The 14,963-nt window shown below is 67.0% G+C and carries 15 protein-coding genes; 7 read left to right on the forward strand and 8 right to left on the reverse strand.

Going from position 1 to position 14,963, the window contains the following annotated elements:
• Nucleotides 1-23: 23 nt before the first annotated feature.
• Nucleotides 24-713, reverse strand: coding sequence for a YbaB/EbfC family nucleoid-associated protein (locus SROT_RS05990; RefSeq protein ID WP_013138122.1), 690 nt, complete (start codon nucleotides 711-713; stop codon nucleotides 24-26).
• An 85-nt stretch (nucleotides 714-798) separates the two neighbouring features.
• Between SROT_RS05990 and SROT_RS05995 the strand changes: the two genes are divergently transcribed.
• A complete protein-coding gene (locus SROT_RS05995; protein WP_013138123.1) occupies nucleotides 799-1,314 on the forward strand; it encodes a DUF1697 domain-containing protein in 516 nt (171 codons plus the stop codon).
• On the opposite strand, the gene SROT_RS06000 is transcribed toward SROT_RS05995, so the two are convergent.
• Nucleotides 1,311-1,766, reverse strand: a complete 456-nt coding sequence (locus tag SROT_RS06000) for an SRPBCC family protein (protein ID WP_013138124.1) — start codon at nucleotides 1,764-1,766, stop codon at nucleotides 1,311-1,313. The genes SROT_RS05995 and SROT_RS06000 overlap by 4 nt on opposite strands.
• 87 nt (nucleotides 1,767-1,853) lie before the next feature.
• Here SROT_RS06000 and SROT_RS06005 point away from each other — a divergent pair, with 87 nt between their 5' ends.
• From SROT_RS06005 to SROT_RS06020, 4 genes are all read left to right on the forward strand, one after another.
• Nucleotides 1,854-3,245: an FAD-binding oxidoreductase gene (locus tag SROT_RS06005; protein ID WP_013138125.1), complete on the forward strand. Its 1,392-nt coding sequence runs from the start codon at nucleotides 1,854-1,856 to the stop codon at nucleotides 3,243-3,245.
• 78 nt (nucleotides 3,246-3,323) lie between these two features.
• Nucleotides 3,324-4,607, forward strand: coding sequence for a class I SAM-dependent methyltransferase (locus SROT_RS06010; protein WP_083777912.1), 1,284 nt, complete (start codon nucleotides 3,324-3,326; stop codon nucleotides 4,605-4,607).
• A gap of 25 nt (nucleotides 4,608-4,632) precedes the next feature.
• Complete coding sequence (locus tag SROT_RS06015) at nucleotides 4,633-6,411, forward strand: HSP90 family protein (protein WP_013138127.1); 1,779 nt, start codon at nucleotides 4,633-4,635, stop codon at nucleotides 6,409-6,411.
• Nucleotides 6,401-7,468, forward strand: coding sequence for a hypothetical protein (locus SROT_RS06020; RefSeq protein WP_013138128.1), 1,068 nt, complete (start codon nucleotides 6,401-6,403; stop codon nucleotides 7,466-7,468). Before SROT_RS06015 ends, SROT_RS06020 begins: the two co-directional genes overlap by 11 nt.
• A gap of 178 nt (nucleotides 7,469-7,646) precedes the next feature.
• Here SROT_RS06020 and SROT_RS06025 read toward each other — a convergent pair whose 3' ends face one another.
• The 5 genes from SROT_RS06025 to SROT_RS17020 all read right to left on the reverse strand — a co-directional run bounded on the left by SROT_RS06025 (nucleotide 7,647) and on the right by SROT_RS17020 (nucleotide 11,713).
• Entirely contained in the window at nucleotides 7,647-7,895 is a 249-nt protein-coding gene (locus tag SROT_RS06025; protein ID WP_013138130.1) for a hypothetical protein, read from the reverse strand.
• A 257-nt stretch (nucleotides 7,896-8,152) separates the two neighbouring features.
• The gene (locus SROT_RS15575; RefSeq protein ID WP_013138132.1) at nucleotides 8,153-8,626 is read right to left on the reverse strand and encodes a hypothetical protein; all 474 of its coding nucleotides are present in this window, start codon (nucleotides 8,624-8,626) and stop codon (nucleotides 8,153-8,155) included.
• A gap of 17 nt (nucleotides 8,627-8,643) precedes the next feature.
• Nucleotides 8,644-10,896, reverse strand: coding sequence for a WXG100 family type VII secretion target (locus tag SROT_RS17265; RefSeq protein WP_013138133.1), 2,253 nt, complete (start codon nucleotides 10,894-10,896; stop codon nucleotides 8,644-8,646).
• Between the two features lie 35 nt (nucleotides 10,897-10,931).
• Nucleotides 10,932-11,267, reverse strand: coding sequence for a hypothetical protein (locus tag SROT_RS06040; protein ID WP_013138134.1), 336 nt, complete (start codon nucleotides 11,265-11,267; stop codon nucleotides 10,932-10,934).
• Nucleotides 11,264-11,713 carry a helix-turn-helix domain-containing protein gene (locus SROT_RS17020; protein WP_013138135.1) on the reverse strand — a complete coding sequence of 150 codons (450 nt, stop codon included), beginning with the start codon at nucleotides 11,711-11,713 and terminating at the stop codon, nucleotides 11,264-11,266. The genes SROT_RS06040 and SROT_RS17020 overlap by 4 nt, the downstream gene beginning before the upstream one ends.
• A gap of 213 nt (nucleotides 11,714-11,926) precedes the next feature.
• On the opposite strand from SROT_RS17020, the gene SROT_RS06050 reads away from it, so the two are divergent.
• On the forward strand, nucleotides 11,927-13,279 hold the full coding sequence (locus tag SROT_RS06050) for a M20/M25/M40 family metallo-hydrolase (RefSeq protein WP_013138136.1): 1,353 nt from the start codon (nucleotides 11,927-11,929) through the stop codon (nucleotides 13,277-13,279).
• Between the two features lie 86 nt (nucleotides 13,280-13,365).
• On the forward strand, nucleotides 13,366-13,893 hold the full coding sequence (locus tag SROT_RS06055) for a YbhB/YbcL family Raf kinase inhibitor-like protein (protein ID WP_013138137.1): 528 nt from the start codon (nucleotides 13,366-13,368) through the stop codon (nucleotides 13,891-13,893).
• A 7-nt stretch (nucleotides 13,894-13,900) separates the two neighbouring features.
• On the opposite strand, the gene SROT_RS06060 is transcribed toward SROT_RS06055, so the two are convergent.
• Nucleotides 13,901-14,959: a quinone-dependent dihydroorotate dehydrogenase gene (locus SROT_RS06060; protein ID WP_013138138.1), complete on the reverse strand. Its 1,059-nt coding sequence runs from the start codon at nucleotides 14,957-14,959 to the stop codon at nucleotides 13,901-13,903.
• Nucleotides 14,960-14,963 lie beyond the last annotated feature (4 nt).

Below are 14,963 nucleotides of genomic sequence, written 5' to 3' on the forward strand. Positions count from 1 at the left end.
CTACTGCGACGAAGCGCCTTGGCTCACCAACGTGGCCGGTAATGCTGATAATGGGCGAGCGACGGGCGGGCTTGTTCGGCGGAGGCCTCCTCGGCGGGCGCGCCGTCCGCGGGGGTTTCCTCGCTGGCCGGGGGTTCATGGTCGGGGGCCGCTGGCTCTACCTCGGGGGCTTCGCTGGGCGCAGCCACCGGCACGGAAGCCTCGGGCGTGGCTCCGATGTGCTCCGCGAGAGGCAGATCGGGGACCGACGCGGCCGACAGGGCCGGTGTGAGGGCCGTGTCCGGCGAAAGCGATGGCGCGGCTTCGGGCAGCGATATGGCAGAGGTGGGCGGCTCTGCAGGGGCATGCTCCGGCGCTGCGGGTTCTTGCGTCAGTTCCGGGCTCGCCTCGGCCTCTGGCTCAACCTCTGGGAGGCCGATGTTGAGCGGGGAGAGGATGTGCGCCGCCAAATCGCGGGCTTGGCTGTTCGCGCTGCGGAACGCTTGCAGGATCTTCCGCTGCAGGCCCTCGATGTCGGCGGGGTTGACCGCGGCGGGGTCGATCTTGATGTCGCTGACCTCGCCGAGGCCGAGGACGGTCACGCTCACCTGGCGGTCCTGGTCGAAACCCGTCGCCCGCACAGAGGCCACGTCTGTTTGCGCATCCAGGTATTTCCGTTTGATTTCCTCCAATTGTTCCAGCACGGCCTGGGGGTCAGGAATGCTTGTGCTCACCCTCGTCACTCTCCTCTTCCGCCTCTTCGCTTTGTGAAGAACATACCAGGCGCCAAGGGTGCGGCTGCAGGTCTAGGCTGAGGCGATGTCCAGGTACGCGGCGTTTCTGCGCGGTGCGAACGTGGGCGGGACGGCCTTGCGGATGGCGGAGGTGAAGCAGGCGGTCGAAGGCGCCGGTTTCACTGCTGTGAAAACCATTCTTGCGAGCGGGAACATTCTTTTCGACCATCGCGGGACTGCTGCGGCGGCGCGCGAGTTGCTCGAGCAGACGCTGCGCGCGAGCTTCGGCTACGAGGCGTGGGCTTTGATGTGCGAGCTCGCCGAGCTGGCTCGGATCGAAGCGGCGTTCCCCTTTCCGAAGGAGGTCGACGGCATGCATTCGTACGTGGTGCTCTGCTCTGATCCTGCTGTGTTGGACGAACTGGCCGCTCTCGAGCTCAGCCCGGGGGAAAGACGCGCGAAAGGGGACGGGGTCCTGTATTGGCAGACCCCGAAGGGCACGACGCTCGATGGGGCGATGGGCAAAGCCATGGGCAAGAAGCGGTACAAATCCAGCACGACGACCCGGAACGTCCGGACGATCCAGAAAGCGCTGGCTTAGCCCGCGAGGCGTTTGGCGAGGTTGTCGAGCACCTCGGCCTGAATCTTCTTCAGGCCCAGCGGCGCGAAGATCCCCTCGAAGATCCCCTTGACCCCGCCCGCGCCGTTCCAGGTGGTGGTCACGGTGACCTTCGCGGCTTCGCTTCCGGACGGCCCGCCGCTCGCCGGGACGACTTGCCAAACGGTGACAAGGCTGGAGTTCGCGTCCTTCTCGGTGACCGTCGAACCGTCCGCGACGACCGAGGCCTTGACATTGCGGGAGCGGGACTCCGTCGCTTGCAGCGTCCACTGCGCCACCGTTCCGGACCCAGCGCCGCCTTCGAGGACTTTGTAGTCCCGGTAGTGCTCGCTCAAGATCGCGGGCCGCGTTTCGCGGTAGTCGGCGACAGCGGCGAAGACTTTCTCCTGGCTCGCCGGGATGGTCAGACTGCTTTCGGCTTTCACTTGTCCCATGCCGTCCATCCTAGTCTTGCGCGCCCAGTCCGACCGGATAGCACCCTGGGCAGGACAGCTCGTGTTCGGATTGGCTACGGTGGAGGCATGGCGGTCGACCACGAGGCCGGTATGCTCCGACTCGCAGACTCGTACCGGCGGATCCCCGCCGGGGAGCCCGTGCGCCTTGCGAAGCAGACGTCGAACCTCTTCCGGGAGCGGGCGAAGCGCTCCGCGCCAGGCCTGGACGTCTCGGGCCTCAGCGGGGTGATCGCCGTGGACCCGCAGTCGCGCACGGCGCACGTCGGCGGGATGTGCACGTACGAGGACCTTGTCGCTGCCACCTTGCCCCACGGCCTCACGCCGCTGGTGGTCCCGCAACTGAAGACCATCACCCTCGGCGGGGCGGTCACCGGCATGGGGGTGGAGTCCGCCTCGTTCCGAAACGGCCTGCCGCACGAGTCGGTGTTGGAGGCCGACGTGTTCACCGCCTCCGGCGAGGTGGTCACCGCTCGGCCCGACGGCGAGCACAGCGATCTCTACTTCGGTTTTCCGAACTCGTACGGGACGCTCGGCTACGCCACGCGGTTGAAAATCGAATTAGAACCGGTCTCACAGTATGTGGCGTTGCGCTCGGTGCGGTTCGACGACCTCGGCGTGCTGAGCGAGGCGGTCGCCTCGATCTGCGCCGAGAAAGCCTGGGAGCGCGAGGCGGTGGACTACCTCGACGGGGTGGTTTTCTCGACCGAGGAGGCGTACCTGCTGCTCGGGCGACGGACCGAAGAGCCAGGGCCGACAAGCGACTACACGGGCCAAAAGATCTTTTACCGGTCGATCCGGCACGCGAGGACCGGCGAAGCGAAACGCGACCGGCTCACCACGCACGACTACCTGTGGCGCTGGGACACGGACTGGTTCTGGTGCTCGCGCGCTTTCGGCGCGCAACACCCGGTCGTTCGCCGGTTGTGGCCGAAAAGATGGCGCCGGTCGAGCGTGTACTGGAAACTGATGGCCTTGGACCGCCGGTTCTGCATCGCCGACCGGATCGAGCGTCGCGCGGGCCGCCCTGCGCTGGAGCGAGTCGTGCAAGACGTCGAGGTGCCGGTGGAGCGGCTTGCCTCCTTCGTCACATGGTTCCTCGCCGAGACCGGGATCGAGCCGGTGTGGCTCTGCCCGATCGTGCTGCGCGAGCCGCATCCCAACACCGACCCGGCGCGGCCATGGCCGCTCTACCCGCTGGAGTCGGGCAAGGTGTGGGTGAACGTCGGCTTCTGGTCCGCGGTCTCGCAGGCCCCTGGCGACCCGAGCCGGACAAACCGCCTGATCGAGCAGACGGTCGCGGAGCACGGAGGGCACAAGTCCTTGTACTCGGAGTCGTTCTACACCCCGGAGGATTTCGAACAGCTCTACGGAGGCCAGCACTACCGCGACCTGAAAGCCCGGTACGACCCGGAGGGCAGATTCCTCACGTTGTACCAGAAGACAGTCCGGAACAAATAACGACAAGAAGCCCAGGAGCCCGCAATGACCACCGCATTGCCGAAAACAGGAGAAGCCAAGGCCGAAGGCCTCGCGCAGATGCTCGCCGCCTGCATGATGCCGCACAAGGCAAGCCCAGAGCTGCCCCAAGCCGGGCGGACGGCGCTGCGGTTCACCGCGTTCGACGGGAGCGAGGCCGGGCCGTCGGATGCGCCGTTCGGCTTCCACCTCGCCAGTGAGCGGGGCGCGCGCTACCTGTTGAGCGCTCCCGGCGAGCTCGGGCTGGCCCGCGCCTATGTTTCGGGCGAGCTGCATTTGTCCGGCGTGCCCGGCGGGGACCCGTACGACGCGTTGAAGCTCCTCGCGGAGGGATTGGAATTCCACCCGCCGTCAGCGAGGGACTTGGTCAAAGCGGTGACGGCGCTCGGCCCCAAAGCGTTCGCCCCGATCGCGCCGCCCCCGCAAGAAGCCCGGCCGCGTTGGCGGCGTGTGGCCGAAGGCATCAGGCATTCCAAGGCGCGAGACGCCGAAGCCATCCACCACCACTACGACGTTTCCAACACGTTCTACGAGTACGTTTTGGGCCCGTCGATGACCTACACCTGCGCCTGTTACCCAGACGCTGATGCGACGCTCGAAGCCGCTCAGGAGCACAAATACCAGCTCGTGTTCGAAAAGTTGCGCCTGAAGCCGGGGGACCGGCTGCTCGACGTCGGCTGCGGTTGGGGCGCCATGGTCCGCCACGCCGCCCGGCAGGGGGTGCGCGCGCTCGGTGTGACGCTCTCGGCCCAGCAGGCTTCGTGGGCGCAGCAGGCGATTGAGCGCGAAGGCCTCGCGGATCTCGCCGAAGTGCGCCACAGCGACTATCGAGATGTGGCGGAAGGAGAGTTTGACGCGATTTCCTCCATCGGGCTGACCGAGCACATCGGGGTGGGCAATTACCCGGCGTATTTCGCATTTTTGCGCGACAAGCTCAAGACAGGCGGTCTGTTGCTCAACCACTGCATCACCCGCCCGGACTCGAAGCTGGTGCACCGCGCGGGGGCGTTCATCGACCGCTACGTTTTCCCCGACGCCGAGCTCGCGAGCTCCGGGCGGGTCACCGCCGAGATCCAAGACGTCGGGTTGGAAGTGCGCCACAGCGAGAACTTGCGCGAGCATTACGCGATGACGCTCAGAGATTGGTGCCGCAACCTCGCAGCCCAATGGGACGCGGCCGTTGACGAGGTGGGCGAGGGCACCGCTCGGGTGTGGGGCCTCTACCTCGCGGGATCGCGGTTGGGTTTTGAGCGCAACAACATTCAGCTGCACCAGGTGCTCGCGGTCAAACTGGGCGAGCGCGGCGAAGCCGGTTTGCCGCTGCGCCCCTGGTGGCGGCCATGACCGCGGGGCCGTACACTGCTCGGCAATGAGCGACGCGTTCCAGGTCGACCTTCGAGGAGTCGTCGATCTCCTGTCCCACCACCTGTACTCGAGCCCGAGGGTCTACCTCCGAGAAATGCTGCAGAACGCCGTCGACGCCATCACCGCCCGCCGGGAGCACGAACCCTCGGCCCCGGCCGAGGTCAGGATCGAGGCGGACGGCGCCGCGCTGACCGTGGCGGACACAGGGATCGGCTTGCGGCCTGAGCAGGCGCGCGAGTTCCTCGCCACCATCGGGCGCTCCTCCAAACGTGACGATTTCGGTTTCGCCCGGCACGAGTTCCTCGGCCAGTTCGGCGTGGGTTTGCTCTCGGCCTTCCTCGTCGCAGACGAGATCGAGGTTGTGACGAAGGCGCAAGGCTGCTCGCCGGTGCGGTGGGTCGGGCGTTGCGAAGGGGCGTACTCCATCGGCCCCGCCGAACGCGACGAGGTCGGCACGACTGTCCGGCTCGCCGCCCGCCCAGGCGCGCAGGAGTGGTTCGACCCCCGAACAGTCCGCGACATCGTCGCGCATTTCGGCTCGATGCTGCCGTGCCCGGTCACCGTCAACGGAGAACGAGTCGCGGGGGACGGGTTGCCGTGGGAGCGCGACGGGCGCAGCACGGGCCGCCGCGCCGCAGACCTCGTCGGTTACGCGCAGGACGTGCTGGGGTTCACCCCGTTCGATTTCGTGGAGCTCGACGTCCCCGAGGCAGGACTGACCGGCGTCGCCTACATCATGGGGAACACGGTGAACCCGGCGCGACCAGGCGCGCACCGTGTGTATGTGAAGCGGATGCTCCTCAGCGAGGAGGCGGACGGGCTGCTGCCGGACTGGGCGTTCTTCGTCCGCTGTGTCGTGAACGCGCAAGAGCTGCGGCCGACCGCCAACCGCGAGGCGCTGTACGAGGACGAGCTTCTCGCGAGCGTGCGCGAGACGCTGGGGGGACGTCTGCGGTCCTGGCTGATCGGTCTTTCGGCGACCGATCCCACCAGGTTGGGCGCGTTCCTCCAGGCGCACCATCTGGCCGTCAAGTCTCTTGCGGCCCATGACGACGAGATGTTGCGGCTGATCGGGAAATTCTGGCCGGTGCAGACCAGCCACGGGCCCAAGACGTTGGCCGAGCTCGCGCAGCGCGAAGGGACGCTCGGCTACACGTCCCGTTTGGACGAGTTCCGGCAGCTGGCCCAGGTCGCGGCGGCGCAAGGCATGGTTTTGATCAACGCGGGCTATGTGTACGACACGGAGCTCGTCGAGCGGTACCCCCGAGTCGATCCGGCGTTTTCGGCGCAGCGCATCGGCCCTGGCGATCTCGCCACCCAGCTTGACGAACTCGAACCAGAGCTCGCCCGCGCGCTCCAGCCGTTCCTCACCGCCGCGGGCCAGGTCCTTGAACCTCTTGGCTGCGAGGTCGTGTTGCGCAGCTTCGAACCAGCCGGAATCGCCGCTTTGTACCTGCTGGACCGCGCCGATGCGTGGCAGAATGATGTGAAGGCCACGAAAGCCCAGGCAGATGAGCTGTGGGCGCAGCTTTTGTCCGTGTTTGAGAAGCCTGCGCCAGCCCGCCCGAGGCTGGTGCTCAACATCCGCAACCCGCTGGTCGAGCAGATCGTCGGCCTCACCGGTCGGCCTTCGTTGTTGCGGCCTGTGCTCGAAGGCGTCTACGGGCACGCGCTGCTTTTGGGGCAACACCCCCTCAAGGACGCTGATGCAGCGTTGCTGAACCGCTCGCTGCTCAGCCTCGCGGAGCTTGCTTTGGCGCAGGGGGCCGCTGATGAACGCTGAAGAAGACCTGATGGTGGAGCTTCGCGAGGCAGTCGCTCTCGGCCATGGGCGCACGCAGATCGAGGCCATGGAGCGGGTGCTCGCCAAGGCGCAGTCCCAGGGGCAGGCCGAGGCGGAGCACGCGGTGCGTGTGCGGCTCATCGAGGCGTACACGTTCGGCGGCGAGCCGCAAAAGCTGTTCTCGTCCTTCGCCTGGTGTCTCGCAGCCTATGATCGGGGCGAGCGGCAGCACGAGTTCCGGCTGCTCTGGGCGTTCAAGTGGATCGCGCATGGGTTCACCAGATTCCCGCAGATACCCCTAGCGCAGGGGCGGGCCATGCACGACGAGATGGAGCGCCGCTTCCGTGAGAGCGGGCAGTCGATGCAGCCGGTGCACCAATACCGATGCCAATTCGCACAGCACATCGGGGATACGGCCAGCGCCGCCGAGGAGTTCCGCCTCTGGGGCCTCAGCGCCAGGGGCGCGCTGTCGAACTGTCCGGTGTGCGATCCGACTGCTCGGATGGCCTACCACAACTGGACGGGGGATTACGACGAATCGGTGCGGATCGCGCGGGCTTCGCTGGATTCGGGCAAGCGGTGCGTCTCTGAGCCTCAGGCGATGCTGACCATGCTCCTCGAGCCGTGCCTGAAGATCGGACGCCCGGATCAGGGCTTGCGCGCGCACAAAGCAGCCTACCCCGCTTTGTGCGACAACCGTTTTGAGACCGGCCTTGTTGCCGAGCACATCAAATTCTGTGCGCACGCGGGCGAGGCGGACCGCGCTTTCGAGCTGGCGCAGAAGCATCTGCATTGGCTGGACGGGGTCGCGACGCCATCGGAGGACATGCGTCTTTCGGCCGCTTGCGCCGTCGCGTTCCGGGTGGCCGCGGCTGCGGGCCGGCGAGGCGAATTAGTCCGCCGCGCAGCGTGGGGGAACCGTCCTGCGGGCGAGACGGAAGTGGCGGAGCTTGCTGACGAGCTCGCCGCGCGGGCTTTCGGGGTCGCCGCCCAGTTCGACGAGCGCAATCAGAGCGCGGAGCAGTCCAATGGCGTGCGGGAGTGGCTTGAGGTGTGAACGCGCTTGTTCAGCTCGCCGGCTTCCGCGCTTGCGCTGCCGTCTTTTTGTTCAGCGTCTTGTTCGGCTCCCCATATCCCAAAAGCTTGTGCCAACCAGATGGAGTGCTCGATGAGGACGTCGTGGAAAGTCGGGTAGACACCGAAGCGCCCGTCGCTGTTTTGGTACACCGGGTCGTTTATCTGGAAGGACGCCGAATCCACGCGCACATCGGAGTGAACGCCGCATGGGCGCGGCAATTCGAGGCGTAGGGGCATTGGGAGGGGAAGTTGATCGTGGGATCGTCCATGACGTGCGCGGCGACGGTCTTGATCCGGCGCTCCCAGGCTTTGTTCATGCGCTGGTGCTTGCCGGGGATGTGCCGTCTGGCGTCCGCCCCGCTGCCTTGCGGCGAAAGGTCGTGGAATTCGCAGTTCTGCTGTTCCACACCGAGATTCGGGTCTTCGCAGAGCAGATTGTCCTGGAGCTGTTTTCTCAGCGATTCGGTTGTGTCCCGCTGCCCGGTGGCGCCCGTTTGCTCGGTGCTTGTTTTTCTTGGTGCTTCTTTTTCTCTGTGCTTGTTTGATGTGCGGGGCTGTTCGTGCGCTTGGGCTTGAGCGGGACGAGGCAGGCGGTCATGGAGAAGGCCATGGCGAGGCGGAGAAGGGCGGCTTTGCCTGGGGAGAAGCGCACCAATCCAGTCCTTCAGTCGTCTTCGTTGTTGTGGTTGCCGATGCGTCTGGTGGAGCGGCCCCAGTCGCGGTGCGGGGAGGGGGTTGGTGGTTTTTCTTCGTGGTGGTTTTGGTCGTGCCAGTGTTGTGGTCTGCGGTAGGGTTCGGGTTCTTCGTCTTCGTCTTCGTCTGGGTGGTTCGGTGTGATGTTGCGGTTGGTGGGGTCGTTGTCTCGGATGGCGCGGGTGTGGGGTGTGTCGGTTCCGGGGTCTTCGTGGGTGTGGCCGATTTTGCGTTGGCTGGCGGCTTCGAGTTCGTCGTGTTTGGCGTGTTGGGATTTCTCGTGGAGTTGTTGTTCTTGCTCTTCGACGAGTTTTTCGTTGGCCGTGGTGGCTTTTCGGTGTTCGTGTCGGATTTGTCGGAAGGCTTCTTGGGTTTCTTTGCGGAATCGGGTGAGCTCTTCGCGGTTGTTTTCGGCGAGTTGCGCGAGTTCTTCGACCATGCCCATTGCGTGTTGCCTCGTTTTTATTCGAATCCGGTGATGTGGCCTTGGTTGCCGGCGGCGGGGCCGATTTGGTGGACGGTGGCTTGGACTTCGAAGTCGCCGTGGTTGTTCTGGGTTTGTTCGTGGGCGTTGTCGTCGTGGGTCGGGGCGGGTGCGCGGCCCATGCCCGCGGGCGCGGCAGCGGTGGGCGCGGCGGGGTGGTGCGGGCTGTTGGGGGCCTGGCTCGGGCTCGCGCCGGGTTGGCCGGGTTTGGGCTGTTCGCTGTTGTTTTCCGTGTCGTCGCCCTCGTGGTCGGTGTTTTTCTCGCCGTTCTTGTCCTTGTCGTCTGGGCCCTGGTCTTCCTCCTCCGGGTCTTCCTCGTGCTCGGTGCGCTGCTCTTGGGCATGTTGCTGCTGTTGGGCTTGTTGCGCGGCCTGGGCGGCGGTTTGGATGATCTGCCCGATGCTGCCCAACAGGCCCGAGAGGACCCCGCCGAGGGCGGAGCCCAGGCCGCTCGCCGCTTGCCCGAGGGCTTGCCTTGCCGAGCCGAGGGCCTGCCCTGCCGAGCCGAGAGCCTGCCCGGCCGAGCCGAGAGCCTGTCCGGCCGAGCCGAGCGCCGAACCCCCGCCGCTCCCGGTCCCGCCGCTGCCGGCGTTGGAGAGCTCCGAGCCGATCGGGGAGCCGTCTGGCGGCGTCCCGCCGCCCGCGCCCCCGCCTCCCGCGCCCGAGCCCGCGCCGCCGTTTTGGCCGGGCGGGGCCGGGGCCTGCCCGGGGTCGGGCGGGAGCTTCTGGAGGATTTCGTGGCCCTTGGCGTGGACTTTGTCGCACAGCCCCGCCACCTTCTGCTCGGCGGTCTGCAAGGCTCTCACGAAGGTCGTCAGCTCGACCATGGCCTGGTGCAGGTTGGGCAGGGACAGCTCGTCGAGTTTGGCTTTGAGCTTGTTCGCCAGGTCGGTCCCGGGGTGGTCCTCGGCTTTCGGGGCGGGCACGGCCCCGAAGGTCAGGGCGTGGGCGGCCGACTGGGCGCGGCTCTTCATCGTGTCGTAGAGCGCGCCGAGGAAGCTCGCCACTTTTTCCGTGATGGAGCGGACGCCGTCCACGGCGTCGACGCCGACCTGCGCGAGCTCGTTGGCGATCTCCGGGATCCCCGGAGTGACGAACATGCCGGGTCTGACCAGGTCGACGAGTTGCTGGTAGTGCTCCTCGGTCTTGTCGCCGACGACGCCGCGGAGCTCGCGGGCGATGTCCTCGACGGTCTGTTTCTTCATGTTGAGCAGTTCGGCGATGGTGTGGGCGCCGAGCGAGATGCCGGCGTTGGCCGTGTGCAAGGCGTTGATGGTGTCGTCCGCGGACGCGCCTTTGTTCGCGCCGTAGTGGGCCCTGGCCGCGTCGGCGCCCTCGCCCGCCCATGCCTGGCCCATCGAGCCCATGTCCGCCTCCTGCTGGCGCGCGCCGTCCCGCGCGGCGTCGTGGGCCTGGCCCGCCCGCTCGGCCAGGGCCCGGATGGCGCCGAGGTCCACCTCGTCCTCCCAGTGGTACATCGCGTAGAGGGCGGGGGCGAGCGAGCCGGAGCCGGCGTCCCCGCCGAACGCGCCGCGCCAGACCCCCGAGGCGCTGTTCTTGAAGACCTCCCAGGCCCTGCCCGCGATGCCGTCGGCGTGCCCGTACCCGTAGAGGCAGAGGACGTCCTTGTTCTTGTTGGCGAAGTCCTCCCACCCCATGATGTACTCGACGAACCCGTCGTCGGCCAGGATGTCCCTGCCGGTCCGCGCGTCACTGGCCGCCTGGTTGTCCTTCTCGCGCTGCTGGCCGTCCACGTCCGCCAACGCGTGCTTGCCCATCGTGTCGCGCACGCCGGTGGAGACCTCCCGCCCACCGCCAGGACGGTCCCCGGGCCCCCAACCCACCGCGCGCTCCCCAGCAGAAACCCCACCCCGAGCACCCCTGGAAACGCTCGGGGCTTCGTTCGCGGCGGGACCCGGCGTGCCGTCGGCGTTCTTGATGATCTTTCCGGCCTTGTCGCGCAGATTCCCTGCCGCGTCGATGATCCCGCCAACGTTTTCCAAGGCGGTCTTCGTCTCACCGGTTCGGTCGGCCACTCGTTTTGTGAGGGGGTCTTTCGGCGTGTAGTGCGTTGTCGTCTCTGTCGACGTCGTGCCGTTGCGGTCGGTGGTTGTTGTGTGTTCGACCGGTCCGGGCCGGTAGCCGCTTGGCGCGAACGGTTTTCTTTGCCGCAGCGGCGGTGTGCGCGCGGTGTTCTGCAGCGGCGGTGTGCCGGCCTCTTCGAAAAGCATGTGCCGCCCCAATTCCCTGTCCTCTCTGGCCGTGGTTAGTTGTTCCCGTCGGCAATGCCGACGTTCGCCAGGCTCTGGCCCCCGTCGTCGTCTTTGCCCTGGTAGTGGTCGACGCTCTCGTGCAGGGCGGCGCCGTAGCCGGCGCAGTACCCGGCCCAGCCGCCCAGGCCCGCCCCGATCTTCTGGACCTGCGCCTCCAACGGTTTCGCCGCCTGCGCCCATGGCCCGTAAGCCGAAGCGATCGCCGCGCCCGCCAGCCCCCGCGCGTGCGGCGCGAGCTCCTCGGCGTGGTCGCGGAAACGCTGCCCAATGCCCCGCACCGCCTCCGGATCAATCCGAAAACGCCCCCCAGCGCCCCCAAGAGCCGTCATCCCCGGCTTCTTTCGTTTTCCGGCGCCTTCGCGGAGTTCCGCCCGTTCGCCTCGGACGTTTTCGGCGCGCCCGGCAAAACCGAGGCTTCGTGCTCGGCCCGCTCCGCCCGTGCCGAGCCGGGCGACGGCTCTTGGAGGGGTTCGAATCGGAGGACCGAGGTTTCGAACTCGAACGGGTCCTCTCCGATGGCGGCCCTCCGCTGCGCTTGCGGTCTGCGCCCGCTGTATCCGGCGTGTTTTGGGAACAACAGGTCCGAGACGCTGATGTCGAGCCATGCGGCCACGGTCTCGATCTCGTCCACGCGCCAGGGCCGCCGTTCTCCGAGCAGGTCGCTCACGGTGCGAAGGCTGACTTTGAGGATGTTCGCCATGTCGTTCCGTTTTAATCTGCGCCGGGCCAGGTGCCCCCGCACCTCCAATGTCACCGTCTGATTGAGATCTCCCATAAACGGATGCTAGCACGCCTTATATGAATCTTAACACCTTAAAAGAGAATAGATTATTGAATAAGCAGAAAAGCAATAACAATACGCAGATGCAACCCATGAAGTAGGTAAAAAATCGCAAAAAACAGCAAGAAATCCACAGAGCGCGTCAACGCGGCGGAATGGCGCGAACGCCGGGTCGCCACCCGCGGCCCCGATCCGCCGATGGTAGACATGGAAGCCATGCAAGCAGCGCAGCCCCAATCCCGAGCCGAGCGCGAAGTCGTGGACTTCGTGTCCCGCCTGATCCAGTTCGACACGAGCAACACCGGCGAGCTCGCGACCACGAAAGGCGAGGCCGAGTGCGCTCGATGGGTCCAGGCGCAACTCGAAGAAGCCGGTTACGAGACGCAGTACGTGGAATCCGGCGCGCCGGGCCGGGGCAATGTCTTCGCCCGGCTCAAAGGAGCCGAAACCGGGCGGGGGGCCTTGCTCATCCACGGGCATTTGGACGTTGTTCCCGCCGAGCCCGCCGACTGGAGCGTGCACCCGTTCTCCGGCGCTGTGCGGGACGGGCATGTCTGGGGCCGGGGCGCGGTGGACATGAAAGACATGGTCGGGATGACGCTGGCAGTCGCCCGCCAGTTCAAAGCCGAAGGGGTCCAGCCGCCCAGAGACTTGGTCTTCGCCTTCGTCGCGGACGAGGAGGCGGGCGGCGCGTATGGCTCGCATTGGCTTGTCGAGCATCGGCCAGACCTGTTCGTCGGGGTGACCGAAGCGATCGGCGAAGTCGGCGGTTTCTCGATGACCGTGCCGGACAAGGAAGGCGGGACCCAAAGGCTGTACTTGATCTCCACCGCCGAGAAGGGCCTCTACTGGATGCGGCTGACCGCCAAAGGACGGGCTGGGCACGGCTCTTTCCTCAACGGCGACAACGCGGTCACCGTCCTCGCTGAAGCAGTCGCCAAGCTGGGCAGGCATGTCTTTCCCATCGTCATCACCGACACGGTCGCGCGGTTCCTGCGAACGGTCTCCGAGGTCACCGGGCTCGACCTCGACCCGGACGCGCCCGATTTGGAGGGGCGGATCGCCAAGCTCGGCGCGTTCTCGAGCTCCTTGAACGCGACATTGCGGGACACCGCCAACCCGACGATGCTCAAGGCCGGGTACAAGGCCAATGTCATCCCGCAGGTCGCGGAGGCTGTGGTCGACTGCCGGATACTGCCGGGGCGCCGAGCTGCTTTCGAGAGGGAAGTGGACGCGATCCTCGGCCCGGACGTCGAGCGCAGCGCCATCACCGACCTCGATGCCTATGAGACGGTGTACGAGGGGACGTTGGTCGACGCGATGAACGCGGCGCTCTTGGCGCACGACCCGCAGGCCAGGCCAACCCCGTACATGCTTTCCGGCGGGACCGACGCGAAGGCTTTCGACAAGCTCGGAATCCGCTGCTTCGGCTACGCCCCGTTGCGACTGCCCCCGGACTTGGACTTCGCGTCCCTGTTCCACGGGGTGGACGAGCGCGTGCCGGTGGACTCGCTGATTTTCGGAACGCGCGTGCTGGCAGACTTCTTGCTCCGCAGCTGACCGCCCGCGGCCCAGAACACTCTCCGCGCAGCGGCGCGCGGCATGTACCGTGGAGCAGACCAAGAGCCACGTTCGAAGGAGCAACCATGTCTCGTGACCCCTTTGCCGACCTTCCCGTTTTGCCGGGCTTCCATGTCAGCTCAGCCGATGTGCCGCATGGCGCACGCCTGAAGAACGACCAGGTCAGCGGCATCTTCGGCGCGGGCGGCAAGGACATCTCGCCGCAGCTGTCATGGTCTGGTTTCCCCGCCGAGACCCAGAGCTTCGCGATCACCGTCTACGACCCCGACGCGCCGACCCTCTCGGGCTTCTGGCATTGGGCTGTGGCCGACCTGCCCGCAACGACGACCGAGCTGCCCACCGGGGCGGGCGACGAGTCCGGCTCGGGGCTGCCCGACGGGGCTGTGCAGCTGGTGAACGACGGGGGCGTGCGCCAATTCCTCGGCGCGGCCCCGCCCGAGGGCCATGGCGAGCACCGTTACTTCATCACCGTGTGGGCTGTCGGGGTCCCCAAGCTTGGCGTGCCCGCCGAGGCTTCGCCCGCGGTTCTCGCGTTCAACCTGTTCAGCCACGCGCTCGCCCGGGCGAGCATCGTGGGCGTCTATTCGCAGTAGCGTCCGCTCATCCCCGCTGCTCGCTGCCGACCGCCTCGGCGACGCTCGCGCAGCCGTGCTCGCGGGCGAGCGCGGCGATTCCGGCGTTGACGCGCCTCGCGTAGAGCGGGCCCTCGTAGATGAAGCCGGTGTACCCCTCCACGAGGCTCGCTCCGGCCAAAATCCGTTCCCACGCGTCCTTGGCCGTGCGCACGCCGCCGACGCTGACCAGGGCCAGCTTTCCGCCGGTCACGGATCGGAGCAGGCGCAGCACCTCGAGCGCGCGTTGCGCCAAGACCGGCCCGGACAGACCGCCCGCCCCGGCGCGCCCGACCAAGGCCGGGTCTGAGCGCAGTCCGGACCGGCTCACCGTGGTGTTGCAGGCGACCAGTCCCGCGAGCTGCAATTTCATTGCCAGGTCGGCGACCGCCGCAACGTCCGCGTCGGCGAGATCAGGTGCGATCTTCAGCAGCACCGGCACCGTGCTCGTCTCGGCGACGGCGCTCAGGATGGGCTCGAGCGCCGACACGGCTTGCAGGTCGCGAAGCCCTGGCGTGTTCGGCGAGCTCACGTTCACCACGAGAAAATCGACCACAGGGGAGAACGCCCGCGCGCACGCGCGGTAGTCCTCGACGGCGTCGTCGGCCGCTGTGGCCTTGTTCTTCCCGATGTTCGCGCCGATCGGCGCCTGCCGCGCCGCGCCGCGCAGTCTGGCCGAGGCGGCTTCGGCCCCGTCGTTGTTGAAGCCCATGCGGTTGATGAGCGCCTCGTCGGCGGGGAGGCGGAACAGCCTTGGTTTCGGGTTGCCCGGTTGGGGTTTGGGCGTGACAGTGCCGATCTCCGCGAAACCGAAGCCGAGTTTGCGCCATGTTTTCGCTCCTCGGGCGTCTTTGTCGAATCCGGCGGCGAGGCCGAAGGGCGCGGGGAAGTCCACCCCGAAGAGACGTTGGGCGAGCACCGGGTCGAACCCAGCGCCCGGCAGCAGCGGAGCTGCCATCCGGATCCCGGCGAAGGCGAGATGGTGCGCGCGCTCCGGCGGCAGCGTGAAAAGCGCAGGCCGCAGCAGGCGGTACGGGGAAAAGCTCATGATT

Source organism: Segniliparus rotundus DSM 44985, from assembly GCF_000092825.1.
In the GTDB taxonomy this organism is placed as follows: domain Bacteria; phylum Actinomycetota; class Actinomycetes; order Mycobacteriales; family Mycobacteriaceae; genus Segniliparus; species Segniliparus rotundus.